18 protein-coding genes and 1 pseudogene are annotated in these 19,926 nt (G+C 71.6%); 8 read left to right on the forward strand and 11 right to left on the reverse strand.

Translation table 11 applies throughout. The annotated features are described in order from the left end of the window. Together ACWD3D_RS17295 and ACWD3D_RS17300 are read right to left on the reverse strand one after the other, a co-directional pair. Window positions 1-97 (reverse strand): annotated as a pseudogene (locus tag ACWD3D_RS17295) (cupin domain-containing protein); the annotation flags it as partial. Between the two features lie 604 nt (window positions 98-701). Continuing rightward, on the reverse strand, window positions 702-1,040 hold the full coding sequence (locus ACWD3D_RS17300; RefSeq protein WP_451461688.1) for a DUF5132 domain-containing protein: 339 nt from the start codon (window positions 1,038-1,040) through the stop codon (window positions 702-704). A 631-nt stretch (window positions 1,041-1,671) separates the two neighbouring features. Between ACWD3D_RS17300 and ACWD3D_RS17305 the strand changes: the two genes are divergently transcribed. The 5 genes from ACWD3D_RS17305 (at window position 1,672) to ACWD3D_RS17325 (ending at window position 8,226) form a co-directional block, all read left to right on the forward strand. Then, window positions 1,672-3,255 (forward strand): ABC transporter substrate-binding protein, encoded by a 1,584-nt coding sequence (locus ACWD3D_RS17305; RefSeq protein ID WP_451461689.1) that lies wholly within the window; start codon window positions 1,672-1,674, stop codon window positions 3,253-3,255. Window positions 3,256-3,269: 14 nt separating this feature from the next. Then, on the forward strand, window positions 3,270-4,238 hold the full coding sequence (locus tag ACWD3D_RS17310) for an ABC transporter permease (protein WP_451461690.1): 969 nt from the start codon (window positions 3,270-3,272) through the stop codon (window positions 4,236-4,238). A gap of 2 nt (window positions 4,239-4,240) precedes the next feature. Beyond that, a complete protein-coding gene (locus ACWD3D_RS17315) occupies window positions 4,241-6,103 on the forward strand; it encodes a dipeptide/oligopeptide/nickel ABC transporter permease/ATP-binding protein (RefSeq protein WP_451461691.1) in 1,863 nt (620 codons plus the stop codon). Next, the gene (locus ACWD3D_RS17320) at window positions 6,100-6,891 is read left to right on the forward strand and encodes an ABC transporter ATP-binding protein (RefSeq protein ID WP_451461692.1); all 792 of its coding nucleotides are present in this window, start codon (window positions 6,100-6,102) and stop codon (window positions 6,889-6,891) included. The genes ACWD3D_RS17315 and ACWD3D_RS17320 overlap by 4 nt, the downstream gene beginning before the upstream one ends. 300 nt (window positions 6,892-7,191) lie before the next feature. After that, window positions 7,192-8,226: a 3-oxoacyl-ACP synthase III family protein gene (locus ACWD3D_RS17325; protein WP_451461693.1), complete on the forward strand. Its 1,035-nt coding sequence runs from the start codon at window positions 7,192-7,194 to the stop codon at window positions 8,224-8,226. Window positions 8,227-8,375: 149 nt separating this feature from the next. Here ACWD3D_RS17325 and ACWD3D_RS17330 read toward each other — a convergent pair whose 3' ends face one another. Further along, complete coding sequence (locus ACWD3D_RS17330; protein ID WP_451461694.1) at window positions 8,376-8,870, reverse strand: hypothetical protein; 495 nt, start codon at window positions 8,868-8,870, stop codon at window positions 8,376-8,378. Window positions 8,871-9,097: 227 nt separating this feature from the next. On the opposite strand from ACWD3D_RS17330, the gene ACWD3D_RS17335 reads away from it, so the two are divergent. Continuing rightward, the gene (locus ACWD3D_RS17335) at window positions 9,098-10,438 is read left to right on the forward strand and encodes a glutamine synthetase (protein WP_451461695.1); all 1,341 of its coding nucleotides are present in this window, start codon (window positions 9,098-9,100) and stop codon (window positions 10,436-10,438) included. A gap of 66 nt (window positions 10,439-10,504) precedes the next feature. On the opposite strand, the gene ACWD3D_RS17340 is transcribed toward ACWD3D_RS17335, so the two are convergent. Beyond that, the gene (locus tag ACWD3D_RS17340; RefSeq protein ID WP_451461696.1) at window positions 10,505-11,062 is read right to left on the reverse strand and encodes a GNAT family N-acetyltransferase; all 558 of its coding nucleotides are present in this window, start codon (window positions 11,060-11,062) and stop codon (window positions 10,505-10,507) included. Next, on the reverse strand, window positions 11,059-12,279 hold the full coding sequence (locus ACWD3D_RS17345; RefSeq protein ID WP_451461705.1) for a type III PLP-dependent enzyme: 1,221 nt from the start codon (window positions 12,277-12,279) through the stop codon (window positions 11,059-11,061). The genes ACWD3D_RS17340 and ACWD3D_RS17345 overlap by 4 nt, the downstream gene beginning before the upstream one ends. Before the next feature lie 467 nt (window positions 12,280-12,746). On the opposite strand from ACWD3D_RS17345, the gene ACWD3D_RS17350 reads away from it, so the two are divergent. Beyond that, window positions 12,747-13,055: a glycosyltransferase gene (locus ACWD3D_RS17350; protein WP_451461697.1), complete on the forward strand. Its 309-nt coding sequence runs from the start codon at window positions 12,747-12,749 to the stop codon at window positions 13,053-13,055. A gap of 139 nt (window positions 13,056-13,194) precedes the next feature. Here the strand turns inward: ACWD3D_RS17350 and ACWD3D_RS17355 are convergent, their stop codons facing one another. Then, window positions 13,195-14,109, reverse strand: a complete 915-nt coding sequence (locus ACWD3D_RS17355) for a Gfo/Idh/MocA family protein (protein ID WP_451461698.1) — start codon at window positions 14,107-14,109, stop codon at window positions 13,195-13,197. A gap of 251 nt (window positions 14,110-14,360) precedes the next feature. Between ACWD3D_RS17355 and ACWD3D_RS17360 the strand changes: the two genes are divergently transcribed. Continuing rightward, entirely contained in the window at window positions 14,361-14,798 is a 438-nt protein-coding gene (locus ACWD3D_RS17360) for a hypothetical protein (protein ID WP_451461699.1), read from the forward strand. 121 nt (window positions 14,799-14,919) lie between these two features. Here the strand turns inward: ACWD3D_RS17360 and ACWD3D_RS17365 are convergent, their stop codons facing one another. The 5 genes from ACWD3D_RS17365 to fabG all read right to left on the reverse strand — a co-directional run bounded on the left by ACWD3D_RS17365 (window position 14,920) and on the right by fabG (window position 19,681). Then, window positions 14,920-15,399, reverse strand: coding sequence for a hypothetical protein (locus ACWD3D_RS17365; protein ID WP_451461700.1), 480 nt, complete (start codon window positions 15,397-15,399; stop codon window positions 14,920-14,922). A 276-nt stretch (window positions 15,400-15,675) separates the two neighbouring features. Next, window positions 15,676-16,362, reverse strand: a complete 687-nt coding sequence (locus tag ACWD3D_RS17370; RefSeq protein ID WP_451461701.1) for a uracil-DNA glycosylase — start codon at window positions 16,360-16,362, stop codon at window positions 15,676-15,678. An 88-nt stretch (window positions 16,363-16,450) separates the two neighbouring features. Further along, window positions 16,451-18,028 carry an ABC transporter substrate-binding protein gene (locus ACWD3D_RS17375; RefSeq protein ID WP_451461702.1) on the reverse strand — a complete coding sequence of 526 codons (1,578 nt, stop codon included), beginning with the start codon at window positions 18,026-18,028 and terminating at the stop codon, window positions 16,451-16,453. Window positions 18,029-18,143: 115 nt separating this feature from the next. Continuing rightward, the gene (locus tag ACWD3D_RS17380) at window positions 18,144-18,899 is read right to left on the reverse strand and encodes an SDR family oxidoreductase (protein WP_451461703.1); all 756 of its coding nucleotides are present in this window, start codon (window positions 18,897-18,899) and stop codon (window positions 18,144-18,146) included. Window positions 18,900-18,919: 20 nt separating this feature from the next. Then, the gene (gene fabG / locus ACWD3D_RS17385; RefSeq protein ID WP_451461704.1) at window positions 18,920-19,681 is read right to left on the reverse strand and encodes a 3-oxoacyl-ACP reductase FabG; all 762 of its coding nucleotides are present in this window, start codon (window positions 19,679-19,681) and stop codon (window positions 18,920-18,922) included. Between the last annotated feature and the right edge of the window lie 245 nt (window positions 19,682-19,926).

Genomic DNA, 19,926 nt, shown 5'->3' on the forward strand with positions numbered 1-19,926 from the left:
AGTGGGCGCTGTCGCCGGGCCCGAGCTCGTGAGCGGTTTCGCCGAGGGAGAGCCGCAGCCGCCCTTCGAGGACGTACAGCCACTCCTCCCCCGGGCGCCGGTGACCGAGCTGGCCCGGGCCTCGGTGATCCCGGGAACGCGGCGCAGCACGGCGGCGAGGATCTCGGCCGTCCGGGGCCGTCCGAGCACCAGCTCGACGTCCCAGCGCTGGCGGCCCGGGATGACCGAGCGCGGGCTCGCACCCGATTCCACGGAGCGGAATCCGGCTGCGGCACCCAGTAGCGATGGCATGTGTACGATCACCTGTTTGCGGAGGTCGCGGGAGACCGTCACGGACACGACGGAATACGGCGACGGAACGGGAAAGTCTGAGGTAACGAAGGATTCCGAACAGCGGTTCTCCGCTGTCGAATCGTCCTGCGGACGGCCGCCGCCCGGGCACGCTCCACCGAGATCGGCCGGCGTGCGCGCCCAAAGGCTGTCGCGCCATTCCTGAATGGATCGGTGTGCGGCGCCGGATGCGGTGCATCACAAGGCGAAGGAGCGTCGCAACGCCCAGGAGCATCGCAACGCGGAGGAGCATCCGCATACCGGTTGCATGCGGACGTTCCGACGACGCGGCGGAATGCCGCAGCCGACACCGCACACCCGCGAGGGAGAGCGGACCAGCCTTGGGCGGCGGCCCCGGTTCTTACGGGCCGTCAGTGGGACTTGCCGGCGGCGGAACCGGCGGTGGCACGGATCTTCGGGGTCCTCACGTCCCCCTCCGCTCCGTCCTTGGCGCCGCTCCCGGTGGCACGCTGGCCGACGACGGAGTGCCCTTCGGTCTCACTGGCGGCGATCTGGGCGGCCACCACGTCGGCGGCCACTTCGGCCGCGAGGTCGTGGATGTTCTCCCCGGCCTCCTGGGCCGCCTTCTTCACCTCCATCGCGATACCGACGGACGTCTTGACGACTCCACTCACCAGTGGCCTGAGCAGGCGCTTGGCCAGCGGCGCGACGATGAGGCCGATCAGGAAGGGCGGGACTACTGGCGGCATGATTCTCCATCCTCTCCACGCATACGTATGACAGGGAACCCGGACACGACGAATGCCGGAGCAGTGCACGGCCGGGCGGGATTCACTCTCGAATATCCGGGACTCATCCGGCGGATCGGATTCCCGGACGCCGGAACACACCATCCGATCCCGTGATCACCGTAGTGGAATCACACCCGCCTGGACCAAGCAGCTCCCTTCCGTTCACTCATGCGAGTGCTCATGGGCTTTGCGCGTAACCCTTTCAACCGCCGCACACCCAATCGCATTTAATGCGATTATCCAATTACTTCTCCGGTCGATGAGCCTCTCCCTGCGCCGATCCACGCACCGCTCACTCGCGACGCCCCGTACACCCGCCGCCACGGCTACGGCGACGACAGCACTCCGCCCCGAGCCCTTCCGTACAAGGGCCCCGGCATGCAAGGGCCCCGGCATGGGAGGGCCCGGCATGCGAGGGCCCCGGCGCACGACGGCCCCCGGCTCCTCGTACGGGTGAATCAAGATCGGCCGCCCCGTCACCCCCGACGGCTCCCGGCCCAGCCGTCAGGCGGTTCGTGGCATTCGAACGCGCCTTACGCACAAGCAAGTTGGGTCATCAGGGGCCATCCCCCGGTGGCACCATGACGCCATGCTCCGACGCACCCCGCCGGTCGCCCTGGCGGCCGTCCTCGCCGCTGCGGCCGTCGCGCTGGGCGGTTGCGGCGGAGTCACCACCTCCTCGACCACCACCCCGCCGGTGATCCGCGGCACCGTCCGGATCGCCGCGTCCAGCGAGACGCCGAGCTTCGACCCTTACTCCGCCTTCGGCGCCTCCCAGGCCCGTTACGCCTACGACTCCCTGGTCAACCTCGCCCCGGACGGCACCCTGGTCTCCGGCCTGGCCACCTCCTGGCGGGCCACGGCCACCACGGCCGGTTTCACCCTCCGACCGGGCGTCACCTGCTCCGACGGCACCACGCTCACCGCCTCGGCGGTGGCCGGGGCCCTCACCTACGCGGGCGACCCGGCCAACCAGCTCGCCGGGGCCCAGACCGTCCTGCCGAACGTCCCGTTCGAGGCGAGCGCCGACGACCGTACGGGCGCGGTGTCGGTGACCGCCGCCGCTCCCTTCCCGTTCCTCACCCGCACCATCGGTCTGCTGCCGATCGTCTGCCCCGCGGGACTCGGCCGGCCCCATGCCCTGGACCGTGCCACCGAGGGCACCGGCCCCTACGTACTCACCCGCTACACCCCTGGCGGGCCGTACGAGTTCACCGTCCGCGACGACTATTCCTGGGGGCCCGCCGGGGCGACGACCGAGGAACCCGGCCTCCCCGCGCACATCGTCGTCTCGGTGGTGCCCCAGGCCTCCACGGCGGCGAACCTGCTGCTCACCGGGGGTATCGACATCGCGGGCGTGAGCGGTCCGGACCGGGCCCGGCTCACCGGACGCGGCCTGTCCACCGCCGACGTGGCGACCGTGGTCGGGCTGACCTTCTTCAACCAGCGTCCCGGACGGATGCTCCGGGACCGGACAGTGCGCCGCGCCCTGGTCTCCGCCCTCGACCGCCGGGGGCTCGCCAACGTCGCCGTCGGCGGCACCGGCAGCCCCGCCACCGACTTCGGCGCCGAGGGCGCCGTCTGCCACGCCGACCTCGCCGACGCCAACCTGCCCACGCGGGACGCCGCCCGGGCACTGCGCGCGGCCGGCTGGACCCGTTCAGCCGACGGCCCGCTCGCCAAGGACGGCCGCCCGCTCCGGCTCCGCCTGATCACCAGCCCCGACCTCGGCCCGACGCTGGTCTCCGTCGCCGAGCTCATGGCCCGGGAGTGGACGGCGCTCGGTGCCGAGGTCGATCTGGTCACCGAGAGCCTCCCCGCCCTCGTCAACGCCATGTACGGGAGCGGCGACTTCGACGTGGTGGTCGGCAGCACACCGGGTTTCGCGCTGCCGGCCGGCTTCGTCTCCTTCTTCTCCGGCCCGGCCCCCGCCCGGGGCCTCAACTTCGCGGGGGTGGCCAACCCCGAGTACGACGCCCTGGTCGCCGAGGCACTCCGGGCGCCCGACACGACGGGATGCGACAGCTGGAACCAAGCCTCCGCCGCCCTCTTCCGCTCGGCCGACGCGCTGCCGATCGCCCAGGGCCGTAGCGGTGTGTACGGCTACCGCACCACCTTCGCCACCACCTTCGGCGGCCAGATCGTTCCCACCAGCATCCGCCTCCACCAGTGACCCGGGGCCCCACCATGTCCGTACCCCAGCTGCTGCGGCACCCCTGGACCGTGTTCCTCGGCCGCCGCGGCGTCCGGCTGCTCCTCTCCCTCGGGGTCGTGGTCACCGCGTCGTTCGCGATGATCCGGCTCATCCCCGGCGATCCCGTCCGGGCCGCGCTCGGTGTCGACGCCGCCCCCGGCCTCGTGGCCGCGCGCAGGCACGCCCTCGGGCTCGACACCTCCTTCCTCGCCCAGTACCGCCACTACCTCGGCGGCCTCCTGCACGGCGACCTCGGTACGTCGCTGGTCACCGGGGCGCCGGTCGCCGAGCTGGTCCGCACCCGGTTGCCGGCCACCCTGGAGATCGCCCTTCTCGCCTTCCTCGCCATCCTCGCCGTCGCCCTGCCCGGCGGTCTGCTGGCCGCCGTCGCCACCCGTGACGGCCGCCGCCCGCGCACCGAGCTGGTGTTCACCGCGGTCACCGCGGGTCTGACCGGAGTGCCGGACTTCGTCCTGGCCGCCGGGCTCACCGCATCGCTGGCCGTCGGCCTCCATCTGCTCCCGGTGGCCGGTGCGGCGGGCGCCGAGTCGCTCGTGCTGCCCGTCCTCGCGCTCTCCCTCGCACCCACCGCCGTACTGCTGCGCATCGTCCGGGTGGAGGCACTGAAGGTGCTGGACGAGGACTACCTGCGTACCGCCCGGAGCAAACGGCTGTCGCCCGCACGCCGTTACCTGCGGCACGCGGCACCGAACATGGCGTCCGCCACGCTCACCGTCGCCGGGAGCCTGCTGCCCGGTCTCATCGCCGGCACCGTACTGGTGGAGAAGGTCTTCGCCTGGCCCGGTATCGGCTCAGCGATGGCCCAGTCCGTGGTCGCGCAGGACTATCCGGTGGTCCAGGCCATGGTTCTGGTGCTGGGCACCGCCGTGCTGCTCGCGGGCCTCCTGGTGGACGTGCTGCTCGCCCTGCTCGATCCCCGCTCGGCGATCCGGGAGATGTGACCATGAGCCCTTCGTCCCGGCTTCCCCGCTCTCCCCTGGCTCTGGCCACCGCACTCATGCTGGCGTCGCTCGTCGCGCTCGCGCTGGTGGGCCCGCTCGTCTGGGGCGCGGCAGCCGACCGCCCGGACCCCTCGGCCGTGCTCCAAGGCCCTTCCCAGGTCCACCCGTTCGGCACCGACGGCCTCGGCCGGGACCTGCTCGCCCGCGTCCTGACGGCCACCCGCCCCTCACTGCTCCTGGCGCTCGGAGCGGTACTGCTCGGCGCGACCGCGGGCGTACTCCTCGGGGCGTGCACCGCCGTTCTCGGCCGTCGCGGGCGCCGACTGACCGGCGGGCTGATCAACCTCCTGCTCGCCTTCCCGGCGCTCCTCGTCGCGATGTTCCTCGCGGTCGTGTTCGGCGCGGGCGCCACCGGGGCGGTACTGGCCCTCGCGGCGGCGGCCGTCCCCGGGTTCGCCCGGCTCGCCCAGACTCTCGCCGCGGGTGTCGCGGGCACCGACCACCTCGCCGCGGCCAGGGTTCTCGGTCTGCGCCGGCACCGCCTGCTGTGGCGGCACGTCCTGCCCAACATCGCGGAGCCGCTGCTCCTGAGCGTCACCACGGCGGGGGGCACCGCCCTGGTCGCACTCTCCGGGCTGAGCTTCCTCGGCCTGGGCGTCCAGCCGCCCGGCTACGACTGGGGACAGTTGCTCAGCCAGGGCCTGGACCGGATCTACGCCGAGCCGGTGCCCGCCCTCGCCCCGGGCCTGGCCATCCTCTACGCCGCTCTGAGCTTCCAGCTGCTCGGAGAGGTGCTGGCCAAACACGCCGCGCGGCGCGGACGGGTGCCGCGCGAACCCGCACCGGTGCCCGCGCCGGGCGGCCCGGCCGAAGACGGACTGGTCCTCCAGGTGGAGGACCTCACCGTCGAACTCCCCACCCCCGACGGCACGATCCGGCCGGTACGCGGTGTGTCCCTCTCGCTGCGTCCGGGCGAGATCGTCGGGCTCGTCGGCGAGTCGGGGTCGGGCAAGTCGCTCACCGCGCTCGCCGTCGCCGGCCTGCTCCCGTACGGCGCCCGGGTGTCGAGGCGCACCCTGCGGCTGCTCGGGAAGGACCTCCTGGCCCTCACGCCGAAGGAGCGGGACCGGCACCTCGCGACGGGCCTGTCGATGATCTTCCAGAATCCTGCCTCGGCGCTCAATCCGTCCCTGCGCATCGCCACCCAGCTCACCGAGGCGGTCCGTGCCCACCGGGGCGCGAGCCGCGCGCAGGCGGCGGCACAGGCCGCCGACGCCCTGCGCCGGGTGGCCCTGCACCCGGCACTGCTGCGCTCTCGTCCGCACCAGCTCTCCGGCGGGCAGCGCCAGCGGGTGATGATCGCCTCGGGGCTGATGGTGCGGCCGGGGCTGGTCATCGCCGACGAACCGACCACGGCGCTCGACGTCACCGTGCAGCGGCAGATCGTCCGGCTCCTCACCGACCTGCGCCGGGACACCTCCGCGGCGATCCTGTTCATCAGCCACGACGTCGCGCTCGTGGGCGAGTTCTGCGAACGGATCCTGGTGATGTACGCCGGCACCGTCGTCGAGGCACTGCCCGCCGGCCGCCTCGCCGACGGGGCGCGGCACCCCTACACCCGGGCCTTGATCGCCTCGGTGCCGGACCTCACCGCCGACCGGAGCCGACCGCTGCCGACGGTCGAGGGCGCGCCGCCCGATCCGCTCGCACCGGTGGTGGGGTGCCCGTTCGAGCCCCGTTGCCCGCGCCGCCAGGACCGCTGCGCCGAGCAGGCCCCGCCGCTGGACGACCTGGACGCCGGTCACCGGGTCGCCTGTTGGCATCCGGTGCCGGTGGCGGCCCCGGAGGCGGTGAACGCGTCATGACCACGCTTCAGGTGATCGACCTCACCGTCCGCCACCCGGGACCCCGTGACTCCCCCGCCGCGGTGGACGGTGTCTCACTGGAGATCCCGTCCGGCACTACGCTCGGTCTCGTGGGCGAGTCCGGCTCCGGGAAGTCCAGCCTGGCCGGCGCGATCGTCGGCCTCGTGCCGGTGCACGGTGGCCGGGTCCTGATCGACGGCCAGGAGGTCCGCACCCGTACCGTGCACGACCGGCGCCGGCTCGGCCGACTGGTCCAGGTCGTCCTCCAGGACCCGGACACCGCGCTCGATCCTCGTATGACGGCGCGCCAGACGCTCGTCGAGGCCGCCACGGTCTTCCACCGCCTCGACCGGGCCGCCCGTGCCGAACGCGTCACCGAGCTGCTCGGCCTCGTGGGCCTCGACCCCGGGCTCGCGGACCGCCTGCCCCGGCAGTTGTCTGGCGGCCAGCGCCAGCGCGTGGCCCTGGCCCGGTCCCTGTCCGTGGGGCCCGGCCTGCTGATCGCCGACGAGATGACCTCGGCGCTCGACGTCTCGGTGCAGGCCGCCGTCCTGAACACGATGCGTGAACTCCAGCAACGGCTCGGGCTTTCCATGTTGTTCATCGGCCACAACCTGCCGGCGGTCTGCCACGTCTCGGACGCCGTGGCGGTCATGCGGCACGGCCGTATCGTCGAAATCGCTCCCACCGGGACAATCCTGCGCGCACCGAGCCACCCGTACACCCGGACGCTGCTCGCCTCCGTACCGTCCCTGCGCACGTACCTGCCCGGACAGAGGTCGTCGTGACCCCGGGCGGGGTCATGAACCCCGGGCGCCGGACGCGGGGGCCGTCACCACCGGATTCCCACCACCGGATTCCCACGCGGAGCACGACGCGCATTCCCAGGAATGGGCCGTCAATCGGTCATTCACTTCATCACGCCATCGAATTACGCATGATCCGATCAGCCGATCACAGTGAAACGATGTGGCGGCTTTTGATTCGACGCCTCGATCGTCCGGTCCCCTGACGAACCGGCAGAACAAGAAACGGACAATGGAAATGCTCCGAGAAGCACCGACGGCCCCCGAGCGGAGCGCCGTGACATGACCGTCGCCCTGGACCAGACCCTTTTCCACCAGACCGGCGCGGGCCTGTCCGTACCGTTCGCCATCGCCGGTACGGGTATCCACCTGCCGCCGACGGTCGTCACCAACCAGGAGCTCACCCGCTCCCTGGACACCAGCGACGAATGGATCATCAGCCGCACCGGAATCCGCGAACGCCGCCGCCTGGCCCCCCACCTGGCGACCTCCGACATGTGCGTCGCCGCCGCCCACCCGGCTCTGGAAGCCGCCGGCATCGAGCCCGCCCGGCTGGACGCGGTCATCGTCGCCACCTACACCTGGGACCAGCCGCTCCTGTCGACCGCGCTCATCGTCAAGGACGCACTCGGCGCCCACCGCGCGCTGTCCCTGGACGTCACGACGGCCGCCTGCGCCTCCGGCATCCAGGCCATGCTGATCGCGGCCCACCTTCTGCAGAACCCTTCCATCACCACCGTCCTGCTGCTCGCGGCCGACTGCGCCTCCAGGGTCACCGATCCCACCGACCGCACCACCGGTGTCTTCTTCGGAGACGCCGCGGCGGCCGTCGTCCTCACCCGCACCGACATCCCGGGCGCGGGGCTGCTCTCCTACGACCTGGGCTCCGAGCTGTCCTACGCGGTCCAGATCCCCGCCGGAGGATCCCGGGTGCCCACCAGCACCGCCACCGTCGCCGCCAGGGACCACTACCTGTCCATGGACGGCCGCGCCGTCTGGGACGCCGCGACCACACGTCTGCCCGAGAGCATCACCAGCGTCACCCACCGCGCCGGCGTGCCGGTCGACCAGGTGCGGCACTTCTTCCTGCACCAGGCCAACCTGAACATCCTCAACGCGACCATGGCCGTCCTGGGGATCCCCCGCGAGCGCGCCCCCGTCACCGTCGACCGGCTGGGCAACACCGGATCGGCCGGTGTGTTCACCGCACTCCACACCGCCGTCGCGGAAGGCTCCCTGCTCCCCGGAGACACCTATGTGCTGTCCGGGATCGGCGCGGGTTTCCAGTGGGGAAGCCTCTGCCTCCGGCACGCCTGACCTGCCCGCAACGCCACTGTGGATTCCGGGGGTTCAAGGTAATTCGCCGGCCCCGGGCTCAGCGGATGTCTCGCGTGGTGAGGTCCCGACGTGCGGCACGCCACGGCCCCGCCCCTTCGGGCACGGATGCGGTCCTGGCGGTCTTCCGGTCAGTGAGGGCCGCGCCGCGGTGGACGCGACAAGGCCCACATGGCGAGTGTCTGGGCGGAGTGGGCGAATCGTTCGACGAGTCGCACGACGGTGGAGCGGCGCAGGGTGCACAGCCACACGTAGCCGCTCAGGGAGACACAGAGGCAGCCCAAGTCCTGCCCCCAGAATGCTTGCGCCGATGGCTCTTGCCGAGTGCACAGGTGGAGCGTCCACACGGCTGCCGCGGCCAGTCCGAATGCGACCGAGCCCGCCTTGACCACTTGGCCGCGGACTGCCCAACGGGAGGCAAGAAGGCCTGCGGGAATCTGGACTGCGACGTGGAGCGACAGGACCGCGATCATCATCTCGAACATCTGGGCATAGGTTTCCGCGGACGCGGCGGGAATCCAGCAGAAGCCGATGCACAGCAGAACGCCACTCAGGTGCATGGCGGCAATGTTCAACGGAACGTGCCACGTGCCGACCCAGTGGCGCTCGTTGTCATTCGCCCGCACGACGCACTTCCCCCGGGGGCTGGAGCCCCCACTCCTGGCGACCAGTCCAGGGGAACATCCGTAGCGTTCCCGCCACTTCGGTCCCCGCGCCGGGCGACAGCCTACCGACCCGACCGGACAGGACGACTGCCAAGGGGTCGTCACTTCACGGCTCCCACGTTCTCGGACGGGTGAACTCCCGCCCCGTCGCTGGCGATCGAGCTACCGCGAACGCCAGCATGAGCGCCATGACCACCACGTACTCGCGGGCCGAACGGGCCGCTCAGGCCCGGGCGGCCGTAGTCCAGCTCGCCGCCGGCGGAATCGACGGGGTGGTGTTCGGCTGGGTCGACAACGCCGGGCTCACCCGGGTGAAGTCCGTCCCGCTCTCCCAGCTCGAACACGCCGCCGAGCACGGCGTCGGCGCCGTCCCCTGCTTCGACGTCTCCCTGGTGGACGACTCCTTCACCACCACGGCTTCGAGCGCCGGCCCGATGGGCGACCTGCGGCTCGTTCCCGACCTCGGCCGGCTGACCCCGCTCGCCGCCCAGCCCGGCTGGGCCTGGGCCCCGGCGGACCGTTTCACCCAGGACGGCGCCCCGCACCCCGGCTGCCAGCGCGGCTTCGCCCGCCGGGCCGCCGAGGAGGTGGAGCGCCGCGGCCTTTCGGTGCTGGCCGGGATCGAGATCGAGTGGGTGGTGGCCGACGCCGCCGGAGACCCCGCGACGTCCGGTCCCGGGTACGGGATGACCCGCTTCGTCGAGCACTCCGACTATCTGCGCGAGGTCCTTCGCGCCCTCACGGCACAGGGCCTGAACGTGCTTCAGCTCCACCCCGAGTACGCCGCGGGGCAGTTCGAGGTCTCGGTCGCCGCCGAGGGGCCGGTCGGGGCGGCCGACACCACGATGCTGGTGCGCCACACCATCAGGGCCGTCTCCGCCCGGCACGGGCTGCGGGTCTCGTACGCGCCCGTCTTCACCGAGGGGGCGATCGGCAACGGCGGCCACCTCCACCTCAGCCTCTGGCGCCACGGCCAAAACCTCGCCCACGGCGGCCCCGGCCGTCATGGGCTCCACCCCGAGGCCGAGCACTTCCTCTCGGGGGTGCTGGCCGAGCTGCCCGCCCTGCTCGCCCTCGGTGCGCCCGGCGTCGCGTCGTATCTGCGCCTGGTCCCCTCCCACTTCGCCGGGGCGTACCGCTGCTGGGGCCTGGAGAACCGGGAGGCGGCTCTGCGTCTGATCACCGGTTCGGGCGCCGGACAGGCCAACGCCGAGTTCAAGTGTTTCGACGCCGCCGCCAATCCGTACCTGGCGGTCGGCGGGGTGCTGGCCGCCGGGCTCGCCGGGCTCGACGCCGGCATGCCGCTGCCTCCCGAGACCCGGAGCGACCCCGCCGCCCTCGCGAGCGCGGAGCGCCTTCCGGCGAGCCTGCCGGAAGCGGCGGACGCGTTCGAGAAGTCCGGCCTGCTGCTGGAGGCGCTCGGTCCCGAGTTGCACGAGGCCGTCCTGGCCGTACGTCGGGCGGAGGCGGAGCTGTTCTCGGGGCGCTCGGACGCGGACGTCATCGAGGCCGTTCGCTGGCGGTACTGACGGGGCGTCACGTCAGCCCTCCCTGCCACACGGGCGGGGACGGCTGACGTCCGCGTACAGCCGCGCTCAGCCCGCTCCCGCCGCCGAAGACCGGGGGCCGTCCGGATCGGTGGCTGCGGTTTCCAGCGGCTTCGTCATGTAGACCGCCTCGGCGCCGTAGCTCGCGGGCAGCACGACCCCGGGCCGGGCGTGGAAGCCCCACGCGGCCCACAGTCTGCGTGAGCCGCCCACGGCGGCCAGGGAGAGCGTCCTGTGGCGGTCCGCACGTGCGGTCTCCTCGATCTGCCGCAGCATCCGGTGGGCCAGGCCCCTGCGGCGGACCTGCTCGGCGACGACCACGTCGTGGACGTGCAGGTTGTCCTCCGGTCCACCCTCCCGGACCGCGTCCACCTCGGCCAAGTGGAGGTCCGGGCAGCGGAAGAGGGGGAACGGCAGGGCGAGCAGGTAGCCGCCGAAGCGGCCCGCGTGCTCCACCACGAAGCAGGTCGAGGGCGAGGCGCGGTACCGGGAGCGCAGCGCTTCCCGCCCCTCGGACAGGCCGCTCGCCGCGTAGGTACGTTCCTCCAGCGCGACCACCTCGTCCCAGTCGCCCTCCACGAGCAGCCGGACACGGGTCCCGGTCATGCGCGCTCTCCGTCCGGAGCCGGGCCGCCGACGCAGATGTACGGCAGCGGCGCGAAGCCGTTGAACCCCTGGGTCGTGTAGGCGACGGCGTACGCGCCGCAGGAGTGGACCCAGACCGGGTCGCCCGAGGCGATGGTGCGCGGGACCCGCACCGAGCCGCCCTGCTGGGCGTACGCGTCGTCGCTGTCGCACGTCGGACCGGCCACCACGGCGTCGACGGACGGTTCGCCCGGGCGAGTCGGGAACTCCAGGCGGTACTGCAACTGGTCCATCTCGTAGAGGCCGTTGAACTTTCCGCAGCTGAGGTAGAGCCAGTCCTCACGCGTGCCGTCGGCCCGGTGGCGGGAGGTGAGCCGGGCGACGTGGGCGCGGATCGCGCCGTGGTCGGCGACCAGGTGGCGGCCGGGTTCCAGTAAGAACGACAGTGGGGCGGCGTTGATGGCGCGCAGCCGTTCCATGCCCTCACGGATCACCGTGAACATCTTGTCCAACGGCGGTTCCAGTGGCCGGCCGCACCGGTCGAGGACGCCGAGAGCGGGCAGTCCACCACCGAGGTTGATCCGGTCCGGAACGACACCGTGCCGGTGGAGCGCCTCCATCGTGGCGGCCAGTGTCCCGATCGCCTCGCCCCAGGCTTCGGGCGTCATCTGCTGGGAGCCGACGTGCACCGACAGGCCGGAGGGCACCAGCCCGGCGTCCCGGGCGTCGAGGAGTACCCGCAGGGCGTCCTCGGGCGAGCAGCCGAACTTGTGGCTCAGGCCCCACAAGGCGCCGTCGCCGGTGGTCGCGAGGCGGCAGAACACGGCTGATCCCGGGGCGTGTTCGGCGATCGCGGCGACGTCCTCCCGGCTGTCGGTGGCGAAGTCGCGCACACCCAGCCGGTAGGCGTCGGCGATGTTGCGGTCGGACTTGACGGTGTTGCCGTAGTGGATCAGGCCGGGGGCCACCCCGGTGCGCAGCGCCTGGACGATCTCCTGCGGGCCTGCGGCGTCGAAGCCGGAACCGAGCCGGGCGAGGTGGCCGAGCACCTCGTCCACCGGACACGCCTTCATCGCGAACCGGACGGCCGCGCCGGGCAGTTCGGTGCGGAGGGCGGTGTACTGGCGCCCGATGCCGTCCAGGTCGTAGATGATGGCGTCCTCGGCCGCGGCGGCGAGCGCGGTACGCAGGGCGACGTCGTCGTGCCGGCCGAGGAGCGGCGGGGCGGACGTCCGCACGGCGGCCGACGCCGTCCGGGTGCGCCGGCCGATTCTGTCGCGGTCGGCCGTCCGGCGCTGCGCGGTGATCTGATACGTGTCGGTGGCCTGAGGCCTCACGCGGGAACTCCCCATCGGACTGGATGATCGGTGCCTTGATCGTTCCGGCACCCATGAGAGGGAACGAGGGAGTCCGGAGGTGGGTTATGACAGCGCGCCTGCTTTCCTCCCCCCGTTCCGCACGCCCCGCCCGTGCGCCCCGCTCCGCGCGCCGGTGACGGCTCGCCCCGCACCGGCGTTACACGTCACGGGACTTACGGGCACCGGACCCGATCCCCGAAGGCGCGGGACACCGAACCCCGGGCGCCGGACTCTGGGCACCGGACTCCGGGAGGAGCTGCCGGGCACCTCGCGCGGGTGTCGTGTCCGCCGGCGGCCTTATGATCATGTGCCTGACACACTGCCGCCTGTTGAGGAGAGCCCCGATCATGGGCATGACCCGTTCCGCCACCACCGTCCTGGCCACCGCGCTCGTCCTCGCCGGAGCGCTCGCCACCGCTCCCGGAGCCACGGCAGCGGCAGGCTGTCAGTACAAGGTCGTCTGGGCGACCGCCGGGGTGTACGAGAACCCGAATCCGAACAGTGTGGTCGTCAAGACCAAGTACGCCGGCGACATAGTCGGAGCGTCGACCTGCGAGGGCGCGTCCTACAACGAGTACGGCTACGTCCTGGTCACCACCGACGCGGCGGCGGACGGCCGGGGCTGGATGCGCGAAGGGGCCGTCGTCCCCGTCTGAGGCCGCCCGGGGGACGACCGGTCGGCGGGGGCGGCCGGAGCCGCCGGAGCCGCCGGAGCCAGTCGGGACGAGAGTGAAGATCCCGCCTGTCCGGCGGCGTCCGGGCGGACGGCGCCACTTCCACCACACGACCCAACCGTCAGCGGTCGGACGAAGCCTGTTCCAGCGCCTCCAGCACCACGCGCTCGCACAGTTCGTGGGTGGCGAGCGCGTCACGCGCGCTGAGCGTCACGCCGGTGCGGACGGCGTCGAGGAACGAGGTGACACAGCTCTCGATGCCGCGCTGTCGGGCGACGGACACCCAGTCCCCTCGCCGCCGCAGGCTGGGCTGGCCCTTGTGGTCGATGATCTCCGCGAGGTTGAGGACCTGCCGCTTGCTGTCCTGGCCGGATACTTCGAGGATCTCCTCGGTGGAGCCGCCCCGGCGGTTCATCATGCCGATGGCGGTGAACCCGTCGCCCGACAGTTCGAGGACGACGTGGTGCATCAGCCCGTTCTCGATCCTGGCCCGTACCGAGACCCGGTCGACGGCTCCCGGGACCAGGAAGCGCAGCGTGTCCACGACGTGGATGAAGTCGTCGAGCACCATCGTCCGGGGGTCCTCGGGCAGTCCCACCCGGTTCTTCTGCAGCAGGATCAGCTCGCGCGGGTGGTCGGCGCACTGCGCGTATCCGGGGGCCAGACGCCGGTTGAAACCCACCGCGAGGCTGGTGCCGCGCTCCTCGGCAAGCTCCACCAGCCGGGTGGAGTCGGCGAGTTCGTAAGCGAGCGGCTTGTCGACGTAGGTCGGGACGCCGGCTTCCAGCAGCCGGGCGGTGATCTCCGGGTGGACGGCCGTCGGGGCGTGGACGAACGCGGCGTCGAGCCCCTGCTCCAGCAGTGAGTCCAGGGTGGTGTGGCACCGGTCGGCGGGAATCCGATGCGCGGCGGCGACGGAGTCCAGGGTGGCGGGGGTCCTGGTCTGAAGGTGCAGTTCGATCCCCGGCAGTGCGGTGAGCACGGGCAGATACGCCTTCTGCGCGATGTCGCCGAGTCCGATGCAACCGACCTTCACGAATACTCCCTCAGCTCGCCGTGCGCGTCCTTGATCCCGGCAGCATACGGGCGGGACGGCGGCAGCAGGCCGGCCGGGCCTCGAACGCGCCGACGGCACGCACCGGCCCGAACGAGCCGCCCGTTCACCCGTGGTGATCGTTCCGCCGTACGAACGGGCGCCGGTTCGCAGCGTGCTGACCGGGTCACTCGTGCGGGGCATTCGGCGCGTACGGACTCCCGCAACGCCCTGCTCACCCGCAGAGTTACCGGGTGCAACGAACCAGAATGACCGTGGCCGTCCTCGTGGGCGTGGCTGTCGCCACCGTGTCCGGCTGTGTGACGGTCAACCCCGGCGGGCCGGTGGCACCACCGTCGGCGCCGAGCCGACCCGTCCAGGAAGTGGAGCCGCAGATCGGCCAGCCGCCCGCCCGTGAGGCGCTGGACGCCCTGCCGGCGGCCTCGCCGTCCGCCCCCGCGTACCCGGCCCCGGCTCCCGCGCCCAGGCCCCATGTGGAGCCGCCGGGCGGCGCTCCGCCGGCGGCCTACCCGCCGGCGCGCCCGCCCGCCACGCTTCCGGCGCTGACGGTGTCCGGCCTGCCCCGGGTTCCGGCGTCCGGCAAGGGTGTCTGCGCGCTCGGCCGCGGTATCGGGGGGTGGTCCGCCACCAGCCCGCAGTCCCGGATCTGCGATCAGGCGTACGGCCACTGAGACGGCCGGCCCTGGCCGGGAAAGCGCCGGAAGGCAGCCGGAGGGCAACCGGGAAGCCGGAGAGCAACCGGGAGAAAAACCGGGAAGGCGGCCGGGCGGCCCGGGAGCGGGTGCGTGCGGCTCAGCGTTCCTCGCGGAGCCGCACCTCCAGCCGGTCGATGGTGGTCCTGACGCCGTTGCCCCGGCCTCCGTCGGGGAGTGCGTCCGCCGCTTTGCGGGCGCGGTCCAGATGGTGGCGGGCGGCTTCGGGACGGCGGAGCTTGAGGTAGTCCGCGGCGAGGCCCAGGTGCAGTACCGGGGAGAAGGCGTGCAGGGCCAGGAGGTCCTGGCGAGCGGCGGGCCGCTCGCCGGTCAGTCCTTCGGCCGCCGCGTTCCAGGCGCGCAGGTCCCAGGCGAGTTCGTCACCGGGATCGTCCTGGGTGTCGGCCATGTAGTGCGCCAGGGTGCAGCGGTGGAACGGGGCGGCGTCCTCACCCAGCTCGGACCAGAGCGCCGCGAAGCGGTTACGGGCCTCTTCGCGGTCCCCGCCGTGCAGGAGCATGACCGCCTGGCCGATCCGGGTGCTGACGGCGTCCGTCGACGACTGCTGCTGCTCCGCCACTGCGGCCTCCCTCATGCGGGTGTGCGGCAACGGGGGCCGCGGTGCGGGAGCGGGCCCTGCACGGGTGCGGGACGGGGCGGGCGCGGGCCCGGAACCTTCCGGCGGGCGTGCCCGGACCCCGCTCCGGTGACGGGACAGACCCTAGCCGCACCGGTGGGCGATCACGCTCAGGCGCGGCAGGACGGCCACCTGCCGGACGTCCCTTCGTCCCCCTCGTCCCCCTCGTCCCCCGCGTCCCCGTCCGTCCGCGTACCCGGCGCCTCGCCCGCCCGGGGATCAGCCGAGGTGGGGGATGCGCCAGTCGATGGGGTCGTGGCCCTGGGCTGCCACGGCCTCGTTGATCTGGGTGAAGGGCCGCGATCCGAAGAACCTCTTCGCGGAGAGCGGCGAGGGGTGCGCGCCCTTCACGACCACGTGGCGCGACTCGTCGATGAGCGGGAGCTTCTTCTGCGCGTAGTTGCCCCAGAGGACGAACACGGCGGGCTCGGGGCGCTCGGCCACGGCTCGGATCACCGCGTCGGTGATCTTCTCCCAGCCCTTGCCCTTGTGGGAGTTGGCCTCGCCGGCGCGCACGGTGAGGACGGCGTTGAGCAGGAGGACTCCCTGCTCGGCCCACGGCATGAGGTAGCCGTTGTCCGGGACGGGGAGACCGAGCTCCTCCTGCATCTCCTTGTAGATGTTGCGCAGTGAGGGGGGCGTCCTGACACCGGGCCGCACGGAGAAGCACAGCCCGTGGCCCTGCCCCTCGCCGTGGTACGGGTCCTGGCCGAGGACGAGCACCTTCACCCGGTCGAAGGGGGTGGCGTCCAGAGCGGCGAAGACCTGGTCGCGCGGCGGGTACACCGGCCCCTTGGCCCGCTCTTCCTCGACGAAGTCCGCAAGCTCCTTGACGTACGGCTTCTGCATTTCGTCGCCGAGGACGCCGCGCCAGGACTCGGGCAGCAGCAGGTCGGTGTCGGTCACGTGGACAGCCTCCAGAGAGCAATCGGTTCTTGGAAAAAGAACCTACCCGGCCCCTCTGACAGCGGGCCGGTCTCCCCCGTTCGCCGGACTACCAGCTGGCCTTGCGGTAAAGCTCCCACATCTGCATGACGGTCTGCGGGTCGAGGGCGCGCTCGGCGCCGCCGATGTCCTCGCCGGCCGCGATGTAGAGCTTGCCCTGCCAGAGCGGCAGCAGCGGGATGTCCTGGACCAGGATCTGCTGGGCCTCGGCGAACTGCTTGCTGACCGCGCCGCGGTCGCTCTCCTGGCGCGAGGCGGGCAGGATCTCCTCGGTGATCTTCTTGTTGACGTACATGCCCCCGGTGGCGCTCTCCTTGCCGACGAAGGGCGCGACGAAGTTGTCGGGGTCCGGGAAGTCGGGGAACCAACCGCGGCCGAAGACCGCGTAGTCGCCCTTGTTGAAGCCTTCCTGGAAGGTGGTCCAGGGCGCGCTCTTCAGAGTGATCTTGAAGAGCCCCGACTTCTCCAACTGCCGCTTGATCTCGTCGAACTCCGGCGCGGTCGAGGAGCCGTAGCGGTCCGTGGTGTACCAGAACGTCATCTCGACCGGCTCGGTGATCCCGGCGTCGGCGAGCACCTGACGCGCCTTCTTCACGTCGGGGTCTCCGAAGGCGTCGAAGAAGCTGGTGGTGTGGGCGGCGATGCCCTTCGGGACGATGGAGTAGAGGGGTTCGGCCGTGCCCTGGTAGACCTTGGCGACGAGGGCGTCCCGGTCCACGACGCGGGCGATGGCCTCGCGCACGGCCCGCTTGCCGACGACGGGGTCCTTCGGGTTGAAGACGAGGAAGCGGATGTCGGCGCCCACGGACTCGACGAGCTGGAGCCTCTTGTTCTCGTCCTTGCCGCCCTGGAGGCCGATCACCTCGTCGGCGGTGAGGCCGCGGTAGGTGGCGTCGATCTTGTCGTCCCTCAGCGCCGTGACCATGGCGTCGGACTTCTCGTAGTACCGGATGGTGACCGAGTCGTTCTTCCGGTCCGCGAACCCCTTGTAACCGTCGTTCTTCTTCAGCTCCGCGACGCTGTGGGGCTCGTAGTGATCGAGGACGTACGGACCGGAGCCGGTGACCGAGTTGCCGGTACGCAGCTTGTCCTTGGGGTACTGCTTCGGCGCGACGATCGACATGGCCGGGGTGGCGAGAACGAAGGGGAAGGTCGCGTCGGACTTCTTCAGGTGGAAGATGACCAGGTCGTCACCCTTGGTCTCCACCCGGTCGAGCGAGCCCAGCAGACCGAGGGGACCGCCCTTGGCCTTGATCGCCACGATCCGGTCGATCGAGTACTTGACCGCCTCGGCGTCGAGCTTCTCACCGTCCGAGAACGTGAGGCCGTCCCGGAGCGTGCAGCGGTAGGCCATGCTCGTGGAGTCGGTGAAGGTGCACTCCGCCGCGTCGGGTTCGGGCTTCGTGCTGCCCGTGGGGAAGGACACCAGCGTCTGGAAGACGTTGCGCATCAGCTCCCAGGAGTTGTCCCAGGCTCCAGCCGGGTCCAGAGTCGAGGGCGAGCTGGTCGTCCCGACCGAGATGTGCTGGTCGACGTCCGAGCCGCTGCCGGAGAACACGCTGCAGCCGGCGACGAGTGACAGGGATGCTAGGGCTGCAGCAGCCTGCAGACTGGCCCGGTAGAACACGTGCACGCTCCTCGATCAGCCATGGGTCGGCAGACCATACCGCAGTGCCCCACCGGGCCAATCACCAGGCCCGGCAGGGCACTTGCCCCAATCGGGGCGAACCGTGGCAGGCCGCTCAGCCCACTCCGGCGTTGAGGAAGATCCCTCCGTCGATCACGAGCGTCTGTCCCGTGATCCAGCCCGACTGCTCCGAGGTGAGGAAGGCGGCGGCACCTCCGATGTCCTCCGGAACTCCCAGTCGGCCCATGGGGTACGAGGCGATCACCTCGGCCTCCCGGCCCTCGTACAGCGCCTGGGCGAACTTGGTCTTGACGACGGCCGGGGCGATCGCGTTGACCCGGACGACCGGCGCGAACTCATGAGCCAGCTGCAGCGTCAGGTTGACCATGGCGGCCTTGCTCATGCCGTACGCACCGATGAAGGGCGAAGCCGAAATCCCGGCCACCGAGGCGATATTGACGATCGCCCCGCCGTTCTGCGCCTGCCACGCCTTCCAGGTCCGCTGGGCGAACCCGAGCGCCGAGATCACATTGGTCTCGAAGACCTTGCGCGCGACGCCGAGATCGAGCTCGGCCATGGGACCGAACACCGGGTTCGTACCGGCGTTGTTGACGAGGAAGTCGACCCGGCCGAACGCCTCCATGGTTCGCTCGACCGCCTGCGCCTGGTGCGCCTCGTCGTGCGCCTTCCCGGCGACGCCGATCACCCGGTCGGAGCCCAGCCGTTCGACGGCCTCCTTGAGCGCCTCCTCGCCGCGGCCCGTGATGCAGACCCGATCGCCGCGGGCGACGAGCGCCTCGGCGACGCCGTACCCGATGCCCCGGCTCGCGCCGGTGACGAGCGCGACCTTCCCGCTGTCCTGCACAGTCATGATGTCCCTCGTCCTTCGGGTCAGTTGAGCGGGCCGCCGGCGACGTACAGCACCTGGCCGGAGACGAAGCCCGCGTCGTCGCCGGTGAAGAAGGAGATGGCGTTGGCGATGTCGTCGGGGCGGCCCACGCGCTGGACGGGGATCTGCGTGGCGGCGGCGGCCTGGAACTCCTCGAAGCCCATCCCGACGCGGGCCGCGGTCTGGGCGGTCATCTCCGTCACGATGAACCCGGGCGCGACGGCGTTGGCGGTGATGCCGAACTTGCCGAGCTCGATGGCGAGGGTCTTGGTGAAGCCCTGGAGACCGGCCTTGACGGCCGAGTAGTTGGCCTGGCCGCGGTTGCCGAGCGCCGACGAGGAGGAGAGCGAGACGATACGCCCGAACTTGGCGTCCACCATGTGCTTCTGGACGGCCTTGGCCATCAGGAACGCACCCTTGAGGTGGACGTTCATCACGATGTCCCAGTCGGACTCGCTCATCTTGAAGAGCAGGTTGTCGCGGAGCACGCCCGCGTTGTTGACCAGGATCGTCGGAGCGCCGAGCTCGGCAGCGACGCGCGCGACGGCGGCCTCCACCTGTGCCGCGTCCGACACGTCGCAGCCGACGGCGAGCGCGGTGCCGCCGGCGGCGGTGATCTTCTCGACGGTCTCCTTGCAGGCGGCCTCGTCGAGGTCGAGTACGGCCACGGCGCGGCCCTCGGCCGCCAGGCGCACGGCGGTCGCGGCGCCGATGCCTCGCGCCGCTCCCGTCACGATGGCGACACGCTGCTCGGTGGTGGACATGCTGGGTTCTCCTCGCCGTTGGATCGCTGCCCGGCCGACACCGGTAAGTCACCGCACCGGACACTCCGGGTACGGACCCGCTGCCTGAGCAAGCGCTTAGTACTGTTGTGGTTGCGACGCTAGAAGCCCTGGCACTCGGTGTCAACGCCCCCGACACCCAGGGGTGCATGTCACACCCGAAGGAGACGGCGAAGGGGCCGCCCGCGACAGTCGAGCCGGAGGGCGCCGGCGAGCCCGGAGCCGTA

Source organism: Streptomyces sp. NPDC002690 (genome assembly GCF_053592415.1).